16 protein-coding genes are annotated in these 17,639 nt (G+C 56.2%); 6 read left to right on the top strand and 10 right to left on the bottom strand.

Annotated features, from left to right (window positions below):
• Positions 1-11 precede the first annotated feature (11 nt).
• Together V6L79_RS09985 and V6L79_RS09990 are read left to right on the top strand one after the other, a co-directional pair.
• Positions 12-905 carry an ATP-binding protein gene (locus V6L79_RS09985; protein ID WP_261741420.1) on the top strand — a complete coding sequence of 298 codons (894 nt, stop codon included), beginning with the start codon at positions 12-14 and terminating at the stop codon, positions 903-905.
• On the top strand, positions 898-1,380 hold the full coding sequence (locus tag V6L79_RS09990; protein WP_261741421.1) for a GAF domain-containing protein: 483 nt from the start codon (positions 898-900) through the stop codon (positions 1,378-1,380). The genes V6L79_RS09985 and V6L79_RS09990 overlap by 8 nt, the downstream gene beginning before the upstream one ends.
• On the opposite strand, the gene V6L79_RS09995 is transcribed toward V6L79_RS09990, so the two are convergent.
• The 8 genes from V6L79_RS09995 to V6L79_RS10030 form a co-directional block, all read right to left on the bottom strand.
• Entirely contained in the window at positions 1,377-4,334 is a 2,958-nt protein-coding gene (locus V6L79_RS09995) for an HD domain-containing phosphohydrolase (RefSeq protein WP_338580141.1), read from the bottom strand. The two genes, V6L79_RS09990 and V6L79_RS09995, sit on opposite strands and share 4 nt — an antisense overlap.
• 98 nt (positions 4,335-4,432) lie before the next feature.
• Positions 4,433-8,056, bottom strand: a complete 3,624-nt coding sequence (locus V6L79_RS10000) for a transporter substrate-binding domain-containing protein (protein WP_338580142.1) — start codon at positions 8,054-8,056, stop codon at positions 4,433-4,435.
• A gap of 8 nt (positions 8,057-8,064) precedes the next feature.
• Positions 8,065-8,691, bottom strand: coding sequence for a response regulator transcription factor (locus tag V6L79_RS10005; protein WP_261741424.1), 627 nt, complete (start codon positions 8,689-8,691; stop codon positions 8,065-8,067).
• Positions 8,692-9,045: 354 nt separating this feature from the next.
• Positions 9,046-10,377, bottom strand: a complete 1,332-nt coding sequence (locus V6L79_RS10010) for a deoxyguanosinetriphosphate triphosphohydrolase (protein WP_261741425.1) — start codon at positions 10,375-10,377, stop codon at positions 9,046-9,048.
• A gap of 171 nt (positions 10,378-10,548) precedes the next feature.
• Positions 10,549-10,887 carry a hypothetical protein gene (locus tag V6L79_RS10015; RefSeq protein ID WP_261741426.1) on the bottom strand — a complete coding sequence of 113 codons (339 nt, stop codon included), beginning with the start codon at positions 10,885-10,887 and terminating at the stop codon, positions 10,549-10,551.
• Positions 10,884-11,258, bottom strand: a complete 375-nt coding sequence (locus V6L79_RS10020) for a phage holin family protein (protein WP_261741427.1) — start codon at positions 11,256-11,258, stop codon at positions 10,884-10,886. The genes V6L79_RS10015 and V6L79_RS10020 overlap by 4 nt, the downstream gene beginning before the upstream one ends.
• 1 nt (position 11,259) lies before the next feature.
• Positions 11,260-11,574: a YqjD family protein gene (locus V6L79_RS10025; RefSeq protein ID WP_261741428.1), complete on the bottom strand. Its 315-nt coding sequence runs from the start codon at positions 11,572-11,574 to the stop codon at positions 11,260-11,262.
• Between the two features lie 143 nt (positions 11,575-11,717).
• Entirely contained in the window at positions 11,718-13,451 is a 1,734-nt protein-coding gene (locus tag V6L79_RS10030; RefSeq protein WP_321836016.1) for a monovalent cation:proton antiporter-2 (CPA2) family protein, read from the bottom strand.
• A 209-nt stretch (positions 13,452-13,660) separates the two neighbouring features.
• Between V6L79_RS10030 and V6L79_RS10035 the strand changes: the two genes are divergently transcribed.
• On the top strand, positions 13,661-13,897 hold the full coding sequence (locus V6L79_RS10035) for a glutaredoxin family protein (protein ID WP_261741430.1): 237 nt from the start codon (positions 13,661-13,663) through the stop codon (positions 13,895-13,897).
• A 54-nt stretch (positions 13,898-13,951) separates the two neighbouring features.
• Entirely contained in the window at positions 13,952-14,842 is an 891-nt protein-coding gene (locus tag V6L79_RS10040; protein WP_338580143.1) for a pseudouridine synthase, read from the top strand.
• A 49-nt stretch (positions 14,843-14,891) separates the two neighbouring features.
• Here V6L79_RS10040 and V6L79_RS10045 read toward each other — a convergent pair whose 3' ends face one another.
• Entirely contained in the window at positions 14,892-15,113 is a 222-nt protein-coding gene (locus V6L79_RS10045) for a YgdI/YgdR family lipoprotein (RefSeq protein ID WP_261741432.1), read from the bottom strand.
• Between the two features lie 105 nt (positions 15,114-15,218).
• A complete protein-coding gene (gene mobA, locus V6L79_RS10050; RefSeq protein ID WP_321836018.1) occupies positions 15,219-15,788 on the bottom strand; it encodes a molybdenum cofactor guanylyltransferase MobA in 570 nt (189 codons plus the stop codon).
• 78 nt (positions 15,789-15,866) lie between these two features.
• On the opposite strand from mobA, the gene moaB reads away from it, so the two are divergent.
• Both moaB and glp read left to right on the top strand, forming a co-directional pair.
• Positions 15,867-16,406 carry a molybdenum cofactor biosynthesis protein B gene (gene moaB / locus V6L79_RS10055; RefSeq protein ID WP_321836685.1) on the top strand — a complete coding sequence of 180 codons (540 nt, stop codon included), beginning with the start codon at positions 15,867-15,869 and terminating at the stop codon, positions 16,404-16,406.
• Positions 16,390-17,616 (top strand): gephyrin-like molybdotransferase Glp, encoded by a 1,227-nt coding sequence (glp, locus tag V6L79_RS10060; RefSeq protein WP_261741435.1) that lies wholly within the window; start codon positions 16,390-16,392, stop codon positions 17,614-17,616. The genes moaB and glp overlap by 17 nt, the downstream gene beginning before the upstream one ends.
• Positions 17,617-17,639: the final 23 nt, after the last annotated feature.

Here is a 17,639-nt window from a genome sequence, read left to right on the forward strand (position 1 = left end):
GAGGAAATGTTGTGAATTCTAAACTGGATGCCTTTCTGGAGCGGGCCGAGGCAGTGCTTGCACGTCTGGAACCCCTGCTGCCCGCGCAGCGCGAATCGATTGAGTGGAACGACTGCCTGGCCGCCCGGTGGCAGCGCGAGGGTCGCTCAGGTTATCTGATGCCGCTGCAGGTCAGTCTCGAGATGCGCCTTACGGACCTGATTGGCGTCGATAAACAGCGTGATCAGTTGAGCCGCAACACTAAACAGTTCCTTGATGGTTTACCGGCCAACCATGCTCTGCTGTGGGGCTCACGGGGTACAGGCAAGTCTTCGATCATCCGGGCTCTGCTCGCTGAATATGCCGGGGCTGGCTTGCGCCTGATTGAAATCGAGCGCGATCACCTGGCCGACCTGCCGCGTGTGGTCGAGCAGCTGCAGGGTTTACCGCAGCGCTTTGTGCTGTTTTGCGATGATTTGTCCTTCGAAGCTGGCGAGAGTGATTACCGGGTACTGAAAAGTGTGCTTGATGGTTCGTTGGAGCAAGCGCCGGATAACGTTTTGCTCTACGCAACGTCAAACCGTCGCCACCTGGTGCCGGAAAAGGAAAGCGACAACGAAAACTGGAAGAACGTCGACGGTGAGCTGCACCCTAACGAGGCAGTGGAAGACAAGATCGCCTTGTCCGACCGTTTCGGTCTTTGGCTGTCTTTCTATCCATTTACTCAGGAACACTTTCTGAGTGTGGTCGAGCACTGGATTGACGTGCTGGCCAGCAAGGCCGGCTTGCAGTGGCAGCGCGACGAGGCGCTGGATATCCTGGCTGTGCGCTGGGCTACCGGGCGCGGCAACCGTAACGGTCGTTGCGCTTATCAGTTCGCGCGGTATTGGGTTGGTTTGAAATTGTTGGAGCAAGCGCATGATTGATTTGAACGCCACAGGTGCAGGCCTGGACGGCTACACCCTGTTACAGGCGCAGTTGGAGTCGTTGTTGGCAGATGAACGTGACTTTATTGCCAACGCAGCGCAGTTTTCGGCGTTTTTGTATCACCAGCTGGATGATCTGAACTGGGCCGGGTTTTACCTCAATCGCAATGAAGAGCTGGTGCTGGGCCCGTTCCAGGGGCAGATTGCCTGCGTGCGCATTCCCTTTGGGCGTGGCGTTTGCGGGGCTGCGGCAGCGAGCAGGCAAACACAGCGGGTAGAGGATGTGCACGCGTTTGCCGGGCATATTGCTTGCGACAGCGCCTCAAACAGTGAGTTGGTTGTTCCGCTGATCAAGGATGGCCGTCTGATCGGCGTTCTCGATCTGGACAGTCCAAGCATCGGCCGGTTTAGCGAGCAAGACCAGCAAGGGGTTGAAGCGTTGGCTGCGATCTTTTTGCGCCTGAGCGAGTGCTAAAACCCCGTCAGCCCGGCCTTTAGCATTAGCGCGTCGATATCAATCGAATCGATTTGCTGGGGGGCGAGAAACTGCTGGGCGTACTGCATATACACCTGTTCGTGCATGAATAGTGCGAACAGCTGCGGGTCAATATGAGCATCGCGGCACATGGTGGCCATGATGCTCAGCGCTTCACTTAACGTCTTGCTGCGTTTATAGGGGCGGTCCGAAGCAGTCAGTGCTTCGAAAATATCGGCAATCGCCATCATCCGTGACTCCAGGCTCATCTCCTCACGCTTCAAGCGTTTTGGATAACCGCTGCCGTCCATTTTTTCGTGATGGCCTCCCGCGATTTCAGTAATGTTGCTCAAGTAACCAGGCAACGGCAGGCTGCTGAGCATAAGGATGGTTTGAACGATGTGATTGTTGATGATGTAGCGTTCTTCGCCGGTCAAAGTGCCGCGTTTAATGCTCAAGTTGTGCAACTCGCCCCGGTTGAACTTGTATTGCGGTACGTCGAGTTTGAAGCCCCAGGGGTTTTCTGGCGCAATCACGTCGGCTTCGGGGCGATGAAATAGGTGCTCGGGTTTGTCGGCCAGCAACTGTTCCGTAACCGGCAGGTCTTGCTCCTCGCGGGTGGACTGGCGTTTGTTTTCTTCCCAGGAGACTCCCAGGCGATCATCCAGAGTTCGGCTCCAGGTACGCAGGGAAATAACGTCCAAACGCTCAAGATCAGCCTCCAGCATGGCCTCGCCACCTAGATTGCACCGGGCGACGAAGCTGAAGTCGTCATCCAGTGCCGCTAAGCTGGCATCGCGCAGTTCGGCCAGCTGTTGCTCGTTACCGCCCAAGGCGTGCGCTTGCCAGTAGTTGATCCACGTATCGCGTTTGAGCACTTCAAAGCGGGTACGGATCTCGTGAATACGGTCGTACAGAGTTTCAAGCTTGGTGGCTTTGTCGACTACGTACTCGGGCGTCGTGACTTTGCCGCAGTCATGTAGCCAGGCGGCGATGCGCAGGGCTTCCCATTGTTCATCCGTGGGGTTGTATTGCTCGAACGGTGGCTGCTGGTTCGCCGCGGCTGCTCGGGCCAGCATCAGAGTGAGGGTCGGAACCCGTTGGCAATGGCTGGCGGTATATGGGCTTTTGGCGTCGATAGCGCCCGCCAGCAGTTGAATCAATGCATCCAGCAATTGCTTTTGGTTGGCTTGCAGGCGCTGACTTTCAATCGCGACTGCGGCTGTGCCCGCCACAGCCTGGATAAAGGCCACCCGGTCAGCCTGCACGTTATCCTGATCGACACTGGAGCCACTGTCGTTCAGCACCAGTACCAGAATGCCTACGGTTTCGCTGTGGCGGTTGTGCAGGCGAATACCGATCACGTGGATACTGTGACTGTCCAGTGCTTGCATCACCGGTTGCAAATAGCCCGCCTGCTCAAAGTTGAACGCGCGGGTAATACTGTCATTGCCTTGGCACAGAGCCCGCAGCCACTCCGGGCTCTGGCTGTCGTCAGGGTCCAGTGCAGTCTGTGGCAGGATTGTCAGGTCATGGGGCTGGCCATTGATGATCAATCCGTTAAGTTCCAGTTGCGTACTGTCGTTTTTTGTAAGGTAGATCAGGCTGGCCTGTGCCTGAGCGATCTTTAGGGTTTCAAACAGGACTGAATGCAATAAAGGTTCAAACCGGGTGTGCGCCGATAGGCTGGAGGTGATTTCAAAGAAGCTGGCGAGCGTTTCCTTCATACGCCCCATAGACGCCTCCAGCAGATCGATTTCGAGCACGGGCGACTGCTGCTTGAGCGGATAGCTGAAATCGAACCGCCGAATGGCATCGGCTTCGCGCACCAGTGCCTGCAAGGGCCTGACCAGCATTCGGGACGCCAGCCAGCCCAGTGGCAGGCACAGCAGCAGGATGGCCAGGGTCACTAGAGCACCTTGCCATCGCAGCTTGTAGGCATCGGCCAGCAGTTCGTCTTCCGGGATCATCATGGCCAGTTTCAAACCATTGGAGCTGCCGTCGTTCACCTTGAGCGTCGAAACAATCCATTGGCGTTGGCCGTCGTTTAGACGTTGCGGCGCGTCGGCTCCATGACTCATCAGATAGCTTAGGGCCGGACTCAGCTCCGAGACTTTGGGCAGTTGCGTGGGATCCTTGGCGGTTAACAACTTGCTGATATCCGGATAAGCGACTGCACGGCCATCGTCACCGAACAAAACCAGTTGCGTACCGGGCGTAGCCTGATGCTTGGCGAGGATGCCTGATAACTCTGAAAGGGTTACGTCTGCCCCGAGCACCGTGTTTGCAGCGCTGCGTTTGGCTAACGTCGTGCCGACTTCGTGAGTGGTGAAAAACAAATAAGGTCGAGTGGTGGTTTGGTTGTTATCGGCTAGCGCCGGAATAAACCAGCTCCGGGCGCGAGGGTCATAGGTTTCATTGGGGATGCTTCGCTGTTCCAACAGTGCCATGGAGGCATCCAAAAACTGGATTTTTGACTCGACCGTGGCTTGTTGTGCAGAGCGGATTATGGTCCAGGCCTGGTAGCTGGCTTGTGGTGGGGCTTGAACCTGGCGTCTGGTGGCCTGATCACGCAAGGCTCTGACGAGGAAAAAATTTCCGTTGTCATCTCCAATGTAGAGCGCTGCCAGCGTGGGGTTGTCTGCGAGTATTTGTCCAAAGGGTTGAAGCAGCCTGGTTCTAAACTCGACGTGATCCGTTGTGACATTTGGATTGAGGGCCAACAGGTTCAGTACATTACGTATCGGTTGATAGGCGTTCAGTAAGTCGAGTTGCACCACCTGCTCGATATGGCGAAACAGATCCTGGCTGCTGCCGAGAATAATGCGGGTTGTTTGCTGGTAGTTGAACACGCCCAGCACGGTGCCCAGCATGAGCAACAGAAATGTAAACATCGCACTAATGTGGACATGCAGCGGGAACTGATGCTTGTGGGCGTGCGCAGGGTTGCGCATGAGATGATTCTCCGCAGATATCTGCGTGCTGGTGCCTGTAAGCATAGTTACTCCGGGCCAATGCGCTCTTTGATTGGCCCAGCGGCGCCAGGAGGGGCTCAGGTGCTGTTGGCCAGTTTCTCAAGTTGCAGGGTTAGTGCCTGCTCCAGCGTTTGCATGGCGGCTTTCACCTCATCACGAATCTGCCCGAGGTTCGAGAGGTTGGCGTGCTCCAGGGCTTCACAGTGCTTGATTAGGGCATGGGCTCCGACGATCCTGGCAGCGCCTTTGATCCGGTGAGCAATATCGACAAACGCTTGCAACTCCCCGTCGTCAGGTAGTTCAAGCAGCGCCACGAGATCCTCGCGGTTGCTGAGTAACAGCTCTTGCAGCAAACGTGTTGTGCGTGTTTCGTCGCGTCCTGAAAGCGAGTAGATGCATTCGACGCTGAACACCTCAGGGCAGATATTGAGCGGTTCAAGCGTGCTCAAGCGTTGACTCAAGAGGGTCAGACTAATGGGCTTGAACAGGCAGTCGTCCATCCCGGCCTGCTTGCAGCGCTGGCGCTCTTCAGGTTGGGCATTTGCGGTAAACCCCAGCACCGTGCATGGCTTTTGCTGCGAAGCCTGCTCGTGCTGGCGGATGGCGCGAGTCAGGTCATAACCGTTCATGATCGGCATGTTGCAGTCTGCAATGACCAGGTCGAACGCACCTGCTTTCCAGGTTTTCAGGCCTGCTGCACCATCGTGTTCGGTAATAAATCGATGCCCCAGGAATCCCAATTGTTGGCACATCAACAAACGATTGGCGGGATGGTCATCCACCACCAGTACATTCAGTTGGCGAGCGGCCGGGGTGATTGTCGGCTCTTGCGTGGAGAGGGTCATGGCGGGCGCCAAAGCAGGTATTTTGAGGTTTATCTGCACCGTTGTACCGACGTTTGGCTGGCTGTTCAGTTCGAGGGTGCCGCCCATCATTTCGCACAGGCTGCGACAGATTACCAAGCCTAAGCCTGCGCCATTGAGTGCCAGTTGGCCGCTGTTCTCAACTTGGGCAAAGGGTTCGAACAGCCGTGCCTGATCGCGGTCACTGATGCCAATGCCGGTGTCTGTAACGCTTAACTGAAGTTCAACCTGGTCAGGGGTAGTGACAGGCAGCAGATCGAGTTCGAGCGTCACCTGGCCGTGCAGGGTGAACTTGATCGCATTGCTGATCAGATTGGTCAGAATTTGCTTGAATCGAAGCGGGTCTATCAGTACATCGGGCGCATGGGTTTCAGGGTTGAATATCAGGCAGAGCGTGAGGTTTTTTTGTCGGGCCAGACCATCAAACACCCGGATCACGGAATTGGCCAGATAGCGCAGGTTGACCCGCTCCGGTGACAGGTTCAGCCGCCCGGATTCGATGCGGGCGATATCAAGGATGTCGCCAATCAACTCCAGCAGGTCTTTGGCCGAGTTGTAGGCAACTTCAATGGAGGGTCGGTCGAGATGTCCCTGATCGGCACGTTTCAAGGTGAGCTCAAGCAAACCGATAACGGCATTCATCGGCGTGCGGATTTCATGGCTCATGGTTGCCAGGAAGGTGCTTTTGGCTCGGTTGGCATCATCTGCCAGCTCTTTGGCGGTGCGCAGTTCATCCAGAAGCTGGCGGCGCTCACTGATATCAATCCAGCCGCCGATGATGCCCTGTACTTCGCCCAGCGAATCCCGGTAGGGGAGGATCCAGTGATAGATAGTGAGGTTTTTATCGCCAATCTTCAGCGGGCGATCAAGGATGAGCGGTGTGCCTTCACGCATGACACGCAGGTAATCGGCCTGATAATCGTGGGCTTCGCACTCATTGTTCAGAAGGCTGCAGGTTTGCATCACCGTTTTGCCTATGATCTCTTCGCGCTTGGCCGAAAAGGCGCTCAAGTAGCTGTCGTTACAGGTTTTCAGAATGCCTTGGCGATCACGCACATAAATTGGATGAGGCGTGCCATTGACCAGCGCTCGCATAAATTCGTACTGATCACTGAGTGCCCGTTCGGCGATTTTCCGCTGGCGAATCTGGCGCCGCATATAGGCATTCCAGATCAATGACAGCAACAGTAAAAGGCTGGTGCCAATAATGATCTGGTAAATCAGGCGGTGGTAGTTGCGCCAGTAGCTGTCAGTTGCCGGGACGTAGCCGCGCCAGCGACTGTTGATGATACCCAGTTCGTCAGGTGCAATGCTCAGTAGCGCCTTGTTGAGGATCGAGCTCAACTCGGTGGCACCGCGTGCGGTGGCGAGGGAAAACGTTGCAGGCTGAGTGCCGATGGTGGCGCTGATCTGCAACCGGTCCTGGAACACTTGTGAGGCCAGTAAGTAATTGGCGATCACCAGCGTGTTGACCGCACCTTGCACTTTTCCCTCGGCCAGCAGTTCTGTGGCGCGATAGATGTTCTCGGTTTCGATCAGTGTTATCTGCGGGTATTCACGGCGCAGGTAAGGGATCAGGGGGTTGCCTTGGGGCAGGGCCAGTTTTTTACCCGCCAGTTGCTCAAGATTTTTGGGGTGTTCATATTCTTTTGCCGTGAGCAGGACAAACGAGTTCACGAGGTAAGGGCGACTGAAATTGAGGGTGTCTTCCCGGGTAACAGACGGGCTGATGGCCGAGATGATGTCGGTTTCGTGCTGATTGATCATCTGGATCATGCTGCTGATGCTGTTCGCGTGCTGTATCTCGAAGCGCAGTCCGGTACGCAGGCGAATCATCTCCAGCAGATCGGCGGTAATGCCCCTGAAATTGCCGTTGGCATCAAAGAATGTCAGCGGTGCCAGGGTTTCGTTGACCACCACTTTTACCACCGGGTGCAGGGCCAGCCAGCGCTCTTCGCGTTCTGAAAGCTGCAATTTTTGATCGGACATTAAAATGTCACTGCCTGCGCTCCAGCGTTTGGCAATGCTTTCTTGCTCGCTGTCGGGCACGGCCTTGAGTGCCTGGTTGATGATGTCGAGCAGTTGCGTGTTGTCACGGCGTACGGCAAAGCTGAAACCATGGGCTTCGTGTTTGCCGAAGTTGGCCATTTTGATGTTCTTCAGATACCCCTTGTTGATCATGTAATGGGTCGACACCGTGTCCCCCAGAAACACATCGGCCTGATCGAATGCCACGGCATTAATAGCGTTTTGATAAGAGGGGTAGGACTGAATGATCGCATTGGGGTAAAGCGCCTTGACCTCATCCAGTGGCAGGTAATGGTAAACCATGCTTAAGCGCAAGCCAGCCAGGCCTTGGGAGAGCGAGCGTGTTTCACCCTCGCGGGTCACCAGTACAGGTTGGTCGATGGCATACGGTGTGGAGAGCAACAGGTTCTGGTTGGCGGCCTCAAAGCCATTTGAAGTACCCAGGAGGTCAATCCTGCCCTCTTCAAGGGCCTTGATGGCCGCGTCTCTGGTAGGGAAGCGCTGAACCTTGACCGATACGCTGAGGGCTCTAGCAAGAATGCCCAGGTAATCGGCTGTGAAGCCTTCATAGTCATGACCGCTGTCGGTCATGTCGAAGGGAGGGTAGTCCGCAGTGGAGGTGCCAACCTGGAGTTCGCGTTTTTCCCGCAGCCAGTGACGTTGGGTTTTATCCAGAGGTACTTCCATGTGATAGGTGCCCGAGCGGCTGAGCAATGAAAATGTTTCAGTGCGGGCTGGCTCGGCAAACACGGGCATGCACAGGATTAATCCTGAGAGCAGTGATAGATATTTGTTTAACCGCGTGGGCATCCTATTTCTCACACCAGGGCGTTACGTTTGGCCAGTTCAATAAGATCAACCAGTGAATTGGCTTTAAGTTTTTGCATAAGTCGCTTTTTGTAAGTGCTCACGGTTTTGTTGCTGAGAAACATTCCGGTGGCTATTTCCTTGTTTGTTTTTCCTTGTGCAAACAGCTTCAGGACCATGAGCTCTCGATCGTTGACTAGTTTGAATAGGTCGATTTCCGAGAGGTTATCGTCTTCGTTTTTTTCAGGAGTCAATGCCTGGCTGGGAAAGTAATTGTAGCCTGAGAATACAGCTTTTATTGCACTGACAAGTTCACTCAGTTCTTCTTGTTTGCACACGAATCCAGCAGCACCTGACTGCATGCAGCGCATGGCGAAAAGCGTCGGTGATTGAGCGGTCAGGACCAGGGTTTTCAGAGTGGAGTTCATGGAGCTGAAACGCGCCAATACTTCCAGGCCATCAAGTTTTGGAATGCTGATATCAAGAATTATCAGGTCGGGGACGCACTCGCGGACCATTTGCATTGCATCTACACCATTGTCGGTTTCCCCGACTATTTCATAACCTTCATGCTCTAACAACATACGAATGGCCAGCCGAATAACCGGATGGTCGTCGACAATAAAAACTGTGCTCATATTAATTCCCCATAAAATGCTTCATAGAAAGCGCGCACCTTAGCTCAGTTATAAGGATGGGGGCACGATTCGAGTCGCCTACAAACGTAGTATGGGAGTTTTCCTACGCCAAATAAGGCGTGAACTCACGGAATGTTTGAAGTGTATAAATAGTTTAATTGCGGGGCTAGGCGGATGTTTAATGTGTAAGGCTATATGATTGTGTTGTTTTAGGTTATTTCCTACGCTGTGTTACTTGTTGTCTACATGGTGTTTTATTGTGTTGTTTGTGCGTTTCAATAAGTGTTTGCAGATAATTGGTGGGGCATGGCATTTGGTTGTGCCCACCCTTTTCACAAGGGCGGGCAACCGTTGTCAGGTGGGGCTGGAGCGGCCGGTCATTTCTCTGGCCATTTCAGTGGCGTAACCATCGGTCATGCCAGCGATAAAGTCGATGATGCGCATAAACGAACGATGCAATGGCCAGTGTGGATCGGGGGCGTTATTACCCAACAAATCGAGGATGCGGCGGTTCTTGAAGGAAGGCGCGCGTCCGCCATGTTGTTCCAGCGCTGCGCCGCAGAAGGCATTGAGCAGGATTTCGAGGGTGGTATAGGCGCCGATTTCGTGCAGGGTCTTGCGTTTGTCCTGGAAGATTTTCTTGCGCGCCATGTCTTTGGCATCCAGCACGCAGCGCTTTGCCGGGCCGTGCATATGCTCGACCAGATCCCCCGGCAATGTACCTGCCAGCAGCGCATCCTGCTGTTCGACAAAGGCCTGTGCCGCAGCGTTGGTCAGATGCTCAATGGCCTTGCCACGCAGGATCGCCAGCTTGCGGCGCTCTGAGTCCCTTGGGCCGAGCTGGCGATAGGTTTGTGGCAAGTCATCGCCCACCAGGTCCAAGAGCAGGGCTTCGACTTCCGCGTATTGCAGCAGATCCATCTCCAGGCCATCTTCAAGATCGATCAACCCGTAACAGATGTCATCGGCTGCCTCCATCAAGTACACCAAGGGATGGCGCGCCCAACGCTGGTCTTCTATTTGTGGCAGCCCCAGCTTGTGGGCAATACCTTCGAGCAGGTGCAGCTCACTTTGATAGCAGCCGAACTTGTGCTTTTTATAGCCCAGCGAGTCGGCGTGGCGTGCTGTCCAGGGGTACTTGAGAAAGGTGCCCAGGGTTGCATGGGTCAGGCGGGTGCCGCCGTCGAACTGGTGGTACTCAAGCTGTGTCAGCACCCGAAACCCCTGGGCGTTGCCTTCAAAACTCAAGAAATCATTGCGCTCAGCGTCACTCATGTCATCCAGCCAGCCACGTTTGGCTGCTTGTTCAAACCAGTTGCGAATGGCGTCTTCCCCGGAGTGACCAAAGGGCGGGTTGCCAATGTCATGGGCCAGGCAGGCCGATTGCACCACCATGCCCAGATCGGCGGGGTCGCACCACTCAGGCAGGGCGCTGCGGATTGTTTCGCCCACGCGCATGCCCAGCGAGCGACCGACGCAGCTGACTTCGAGTGAGTGGGTGAGCCGGGTATGGATGTGATCGTTACTGTTGACCGGATGAACCTGGGTCTTGCGTCCCAGGCGGCGAAATGCGCCCGAAAAGATAATCCGGTCGTGGTCTTTGTGAAAAGGGCTGCGTCCGAGTTCTTCCGGGCTGTGGTGCGGTTTGCCGAGGCGTTCGCGATTAAGCAGGGTTTGCCAATCCAAGGCGCAGTGCTCCGTTAATGACTGATCACGCAGCTTATCGCTTCTGGGCAGTATTCTGTAGTCGCTGGCGAAGGCTGCGTTGGGCTACGCAGCAACCCCCGCCCTTGTCATTGCAACGAAGGTCCTGCGGCCCCTGTCGCAGTCTGCGGCAGCGGCTACAGAGCATCAGCCTCAAGGCTTGCGCGTGGCCTGTATGACCATTTTGATCAGTGGCAACAGGCCGGTAGTCAGCCCAATCCAGCGAGAGGTGCCGTCAGTGCTTTTGCTTTTGGCGCCTCTACCGGTCAGAAAACCGAGCAGGGTGACAATCCCGACCCCCCACAAGGGAGCGTGCTTGATCCCCAGGGTTTCTTGCCAGTTACTGGTCATCCCGCGCATTTTTTGCAACGGTTGCAGCAGCTGTTGCGATTCATGACGAATCTCTTGGCGGTGCATTTCCATACGCAGGCGAATCAAGGTTTTGCGCAGTTCCTGGCGTGAGGCGTTTTTCGGCAATTCAGGCAGGCTCATGGCAGCAAACGCTCGCGGTCTTTGGCCAGCTCTTCGAGCGTGGCGTTGAAAGGAGAGGACTCGTCGAACACCGCCGCTTTAAGACGCAGCCCGCAGAAAACCGCGGCCAGCGTATAAAACAGACAAAGCCCGAGGATCCCGCTGATGCGGTAACTGTCCCAGAGCAGAATCATCACCAGCGCCGACAGCCCGATCAGCAGCAGTAACCCGAACACCAGTGCCAGCCCGGCAAATAACAACAGGCTGACAGTGCGCGCCTTTTGCTCTTGCAGTTCGATGCCCAGCAGTTCGACATGGCTGTGCAACAGACCTAGAAACGCGGCACCCAGGCGCCGCGGTGAGGAACGGGGGGAGCCGGATTCGTCTGTCATATCAGCGCCGAGTTGCCAGCAGACCAATCAAAAAACCTACGCCAGCTGCAATACCCACGGACTGCCAAGGGTTGGTCTGAACGTAATCTTCAGCAGCCACCACGGCAGCCTGGCCACGTTCTTGTAGAGACCCTTTGGTTTCTTCAATGGTTTCACGGGCTTTAAGCAGGCTTTCCTTGATCTGTGCGCGCAGCTCTTCAGCCTGATCACCGGCCAGGGAGGCGGAGTGCTCCAGCAGCCTTTCAGTGTCGAGCACCAGAGCCTGGAAATCGGCCATCAATATTTCTTGAGCATTCTTTGCTGTTTTGCGGGCCATGATTAACTCCGTTAGTGGCTTGATGATCGTTCGAGTGTAGGCCTTCGGTGAAGGTTCACTCGCTTCTCTGACATTACATGGGCTATCGGGATGCACATGCCAGAGAGGTTTATTTTGATACAGGGGTAAAACCTTACCTTAAATCATTCGTTTTCGCGGGAGGTTGCTGCATCACGCGAGTCAGTGCTTTCAAAGCAGCCTTCCAGCAAGTGATAGCGGTTATGACGAACTTCATCCACCCTGCGTTGCACGGTTTTTTCTGGCAGGCCAAGCATGACCAGTGCGTGGGAGGCGAGCATAAGGCTCGACTCCAGGAGTTCCGGCACCACTTCCGTGGCCCCGGCGGCTTTGAGGTCGGCGAGTTGGCTATCGTCGCGGGTTCTGACCAGGATCGGGACCTCGAGGGTTATCAGTCGAGCCTCCTTGAGCACGCTCATGGCCACCTCGGTATTGTCTACGGCAATCACCAGCAGTCGCGCGCGATCAAGGCCTACGGCTCGCAGTAAATCACCCCGCCGGGCGTCGCCGTAATGCACGCTGCTGTGCGCTTCGGCTGCTTCCTGAATTCGATCAGGGTCGTAGTCCAATGCGACAAAGTCCTTGTGCTCGCGGCTTAGAAAACGCCCGATGGACTGGCCTACTCGGCCATAGCCGCACATCACCACGTGGTCGTGCAGCTCGGCACTTTGTGCGGTAATTTCCTCCAGTTCGGCTTCTTCGTAGGATTGGCGGTGCAAACGGGCTGCGATTTTTGGCGCGGCCCTTAGCAACAAAGGCGTCAGCAGCATTGAGCAGAAGGTGGCAGCCAGCAGGTAGGCGGCAAAATCGGGCGGGATCAGGGAATTGAGTTGCATCTGCGCCATCAGTGCAAAACAGAATTCGCCGCCCTGGGCCAGCGCCAGACCACTGCGCCAGGCCGTTTCACCGTCGCTGCCGCGCAGTTTGACCAGTATTGCCACTACTGCGCCCTTGATCAGCATCAGGGCCACAGTCAGGCCCAAAATCAGGAGGCCGTGGTGGACGAAAAGTTGCAGGTCAATCAGCATGCCGATGCTGACAAAAAACAGGCCCAGCAAGATGTCCCGGAATGGCCTGATATCCGCTTCGATCTGGTGCCGGTAGTGGCTTTCACCCAGTAGCATCCCGGCAAGAAACGCGCCCAGTGCGGGTGACAGCCCGAGCAGATGGGTGAGCCAGGCGGTAAGCAGTACGATCACCAGCGCCAACAATACGAACAGCTCGGCGGAGCGTGATGCGGCCACTTCGTGGAACAGGCGCGGCAGCAGAAAGCGGCTGGCAAACAGCAACCCGAAAAATAAAATTACCGTTTTACCCAAGGTCACTGGCAAGGCCCAATACCAGGCCTGATCGCTACTGCCTGCGAATACGGGCACCAGGGTGAGCAACAGCACCGCGACAACGTCTTGAAACAGCAACACGCCAATTGCGTTCTGGCCGTGGCGACTGAAAATTTCCCCCAGGCTGGTGAGTTCTTTGCTGACGATTGCCGTGGACGAAAGCGCGAGCCCCGCACCGAGCAAAAACGCGCCGCTAAAGCTCATTCCAAACCCATACAACAGACCGCCCAGAGCAATTGCACAGCACAGCACTTGCAGGCTGCCGAGCCCAAACACTACCCGGCGCAGCTTGAGCATCTTGGGCAGAGAGAACTCCAGTCCGAGGGAAAACAGCAAAAACACCACCCCAAGTTCTGCCAGGTCGGGCAAGTCCGGGCTGTCGTTGATCCAGTCCAGTGCGGTAGGGCCAACTAACAGGCCGACACACAAATAACCCAGCACCGGCGGCAACTTCAGGCGCCGAAAGAGGGCAATAACCACCAGCGACGAGGCCAGAATGATGAGTAGATTGGCAAACACGAAGACTTCCCTGTCAGGTCGGGTAAAAAGGTCGCGAGCATCCGGCAATTGAGAAGGGCTGTCGCTGATATGGGTCAAGCGTAGTCGCAAGGAGCGTAATAGAGCGATTGTATTGCAACATCAGTGAAGTGACTGGTGGTATCTGCTACGGGTCGACGTCGCCCGGCAAGGCTCCTAAGATGAACACTTTATTACTTAGGTCGTTATTTATGCCTCCCGAATGTCAATTGTTCGGCACCTTGGGCTGCCACCTGTGTGAGCTGGCCGAAGCGATTCTAATGCCTTTGGTTGAGCATGGGTTGATGGTCGAACTGGTCGATATCGCTGACAGCGACGCGCTGTTTGAAAGTTACGGTCTGCGTATACCCGTATTGCGTCGGGTAGACACGGGCCAGGAGTTGGACTGGCCTTTTGATGCTGAGCAAGTGGTGAACTTTCTCGGATAAACCCCGGGTCTTTGCGCGATAATCGCCGGCTGCATTTATCGTCCGAGTTCTTCTATGTCGCCCCAGCCTTTCAACGCCGCCGAGCATCAAGCCAGCACTTTGTATCTGCCGCCAGGCAGCTGGCTGACGGTGCTCGACTGTCTGTGTGAGCATTTTCGCGCCATCAGCCGCGACCAGTGGCTCGACCGTATCGCCCGTGGCCGGGTCCTGGACGCTAATGGCGCGCCGATCAGCCCACAGTTGGCCTATAAAGAAGGCCTGCGCATTCACTATTTTCGCGAAGTGCCCAACGAAACACCGATCCCGGTGCAAGAAACCATCCTGTATGCCGATGAGCATCTGGTTGTGGCCGACAAGCCGCACTTTCTGCCGGTGACCCCGGCGGGCGAGTATGTTGAGCAAACGCTGTTACGACGCTTGATCCGAACGCTGGATAACCCGCATCTGGTGCCGTTGCACCGGATCGACCGGCATACAGCGGGCCTGGTGCTGTTCTCGGCTAACCCGCAGAGTCGTTCGGCGTATCAGTCGTTATTTCCCACTCGAAAAATTGAAAAACGCTACGAAGCCATCGCTCGGGCCTTGCCTGATCTGGCACTGCCGCTGGTGCATAAAAGCCGCTTGGTCGAAGGCGAGCCGTTTTTCCGGATGCAAGAAGGGCAGGGCGTCAGCAATACCGAAACCTTGGTCGATCTCTGTGAGAAAAATGGTGATTTGTGGCGTTATGCGCTGTACCCGGTCACCGGGAAAAAACACCAGTTGCGGGTGCATATGGCGGCACTGGGGGCGGGAATCTGCAATGACCCGTTTTACCCCGAGGTACTCAAGGATGCTGTCGATGACTACGCCAACCCGCTAAAGCTGCTGGCCCAAAGCTTGCGCTTTGTCGACCCGCGGACGGGTGAAGAACGTTTTTTTGAAAGCCGGATTCAGCTGGACTGGTGAGCGGATCTCTGGATGTGTGGGAGCGAGCAAGCTCGCTCCCACAGCAGGTTTACAGCTCTTTGACGGTACGAATCTGGTCTTTATTGATACGGGTTTCTTTGCCGTCCAATTGTTTGAACTGGTAGAAGCCCGAAGCGTCATCGTATTTTGGCGCGTCGACTGTCTGGATTTCACGGCCGTCGTTAAGCGTGATCACTGAAGGCGAAGAGCAGCCGGCAAGGGCAGCCAGGCCAGCAGCGAGCATAAGGGCGGCGAGAGTCCGGTTAGTCATGGTGTATCTCCAACAAGTGAATGTGCTGTTATGGATTAACTGTCCCTGAGACGTATACATCGTCTGCAAGTTCCATTGCTAGTGTCGCGCGGACACCTGCGCGGATTATTTCAGGAAGTCCGCCGTATTGAAATTAGTCAGTCGAGAGTCATTGTCCGCGCATTGCCAGGCCCGAGCATTGAGCTGCAGCATGATTTTGCGTGGACTGCGTTCGCCCCTCGCCCATGCAGCTTCGAAGGCGGGTGCCAGTGCAGTCGGGATCACGCACAGCAGCGGCTCCCACTGTTCGCCGTGACGCACCATCACCGGTTGATCGGGATGTTCGCCAGCCGCGCCAAGCAGTGCGCCAAGCAAGTCGCTGTCCATGTTGGGTACATCACACGGCAACACCAGCAAGTGTGAATGCCTGGCCGCGGCCAGACCCACTCGGATCCCCGCCAGAGGGCCGTCAAAATCATCATTGCCATCACTGACTAACTGGTCGGCATATTCTGCGTATCGGTCGTGGTTGCGATTGCACGAAATGATCAGATCATCGGTCAGCGGGCGAGCAATGCGCTGTACGAACTCGATCAATGGTTTGCCCTGCCACGTCACCAGGCCTTTGTCCTGACCGCCCATACGCTGGCCGCGTCCGCCTGCCAGCAGCAAAATGGAGCATTGAAACTGGTGCATAAAGGACTCCGCGCAACCAGCAAAAAGAAGGGCTGTGATATAACACCGGGCTGTTTCTCCTACAACTGGACCTCGTCTATGAAAGCCAAGGTTGATGCACCTTTCGTACCTTTAAATATCGCCGTTCTGACCGTCAGTGATACCCGGACTCTCGAAACCGATACTTCTGGCCAGGTCTTTGTCGACCGCCTGAGTGATGCCGGGCACAACCTGGCTGCTCGGGTGCTGCTCAAGGATGACCTGTATAAAATCCGTGCCCAGGTCGCGACCTGGATTGCCGAGGATGAGGTGCAAGTGGTGCTGATCACTGGCGGCACAGGGTTTACTGCACGCGACAGCACGCCTGAAGCCGTGAGTTGCCTGCTGGATAAACAGGTTGATGGCTTTGGCGAGTTGTTCCGTCAAATTTCGCTGGCTGACATTGGTACGTCGACCGTGCAGTCCAGGGCCTTGGCCGGTTTGGCCAACGGTACGCTGGTGTGCTGCCTGCCGGGTTCGACCAATGCGGTACGCACCGGTTGGGACGCAATTTTGGCCGAGCAACTGGACTCACGCCATCGCCCGTGCAACTTCGTCGCCCACTTGAAGCAGGCACCGGCCTGTGAAACCCGTGGGTAAGCCAGGCCGTACGGGCGAGCTGATGCCCGTCGAAGTGGCTTTGGCGCGCTTGCTGGCGTTGGCCGAAGCTGCGCCGATCCGCGATACCGAGTCGGTGCTGCTGGCAGCCAGTGCTGGCCGGGTGTTGGCCCATGACCTGATTTCAAGTCTTGATCTGCCACCGTGGCCTAACAGTGCGATGGACGGTTATGCGCTGAATGTGGCCGATTGGTCGGGTGAGCCGCTAGCGGTCAGCCAGCGTATTTTTGCGGGCGCGGCGCCAGAGCCCTTGGCTCCCGGGACGTGTGCGCGGATCTTTACCGGCGCGCCTGTGCCTGAGGGGGCGGACTGCGTCGAAATGCAGGAAAACGCCCAGGTGCAGGCTGACGGTCGTGTGGCCTTTACTCAAGCCTTGCATGCCGGTCAGAACATTCGCCCACAAGGGCAAGAAACCACCATTGGCGAAGTAGTCCTGTCGGCAGGCACCCGTTTGGGGCCGGTTGAACAGGGGCTGGCCGCTTCCCTGGGTTGCGCCACGCTGCAAGTGATTCGTCGGGTCAAAGTTGCCGTGTTGTCGACGGGTGATGAGTTGGTTGAGCCGGGTCAGCCATTGGGCCCTGGGCAAATCTACAACAGCAACCGCGTATTGCTCTGCAGTTGGCTGACGCGATTGGGGTGTGAAGTGGTCGATGCGGGGATTTTGCCCGATGACTTGCCTGCGACCCGTCAGCGCTTGGGTGAGCTGAGTGCGGTTGACCTGATTTTGTCTACCGGCGGGGTGTCGGTGGGCGAGGCCGATTATTTGGGCGTTGCTCTGCGCGAAGAAGGCGAGCTGGCCTTGTGGAAACTGGCAATCAAACCGGGAAAACCCCTGACCTGTGGGCATTTCCGCGGCGTGCCGGTGATTGGTTTGCCGGGCAATCCGGCCTCGACCCTGGTTACTTTCGCGATGCTTGCACGACCTTACCTGCTGCGCCGTCAGGGCGTGCAAGCGGTCGAACCGCTGAAATTCCAGGTGCCAGCCGGTTTTGTATGGCCCAAGCCGGGCAATCGCCGCGAGTACTTGCGCGGTCGCTTGGAGCAAGGGCGTGCGCTGATCTACAAGAACCAGAGTTCGGGCGTGTTACGCAGCGCGGCCTGGGCCGACGGGCTGGTGGAAGTGCTCGAAGAGCGCACCCTGGTTGAAGGCGACTGGGTGGGCTTTATCCCGTTGAGTGAAGTGCTGGGTTGACGCCTTGTGGGGCGGAGAACTTG

Source organism: Pseudomonas sp. ML2-2023-6 (assembly GCF_037055265.1).
Lineage (GTDB): Bacteria > Pseudomonadota > Gammaproteobacteria > Pseudomonadales > Pseudomonadaceae > Aquipseudomonas > Aquipseudomonas kulmbachensis.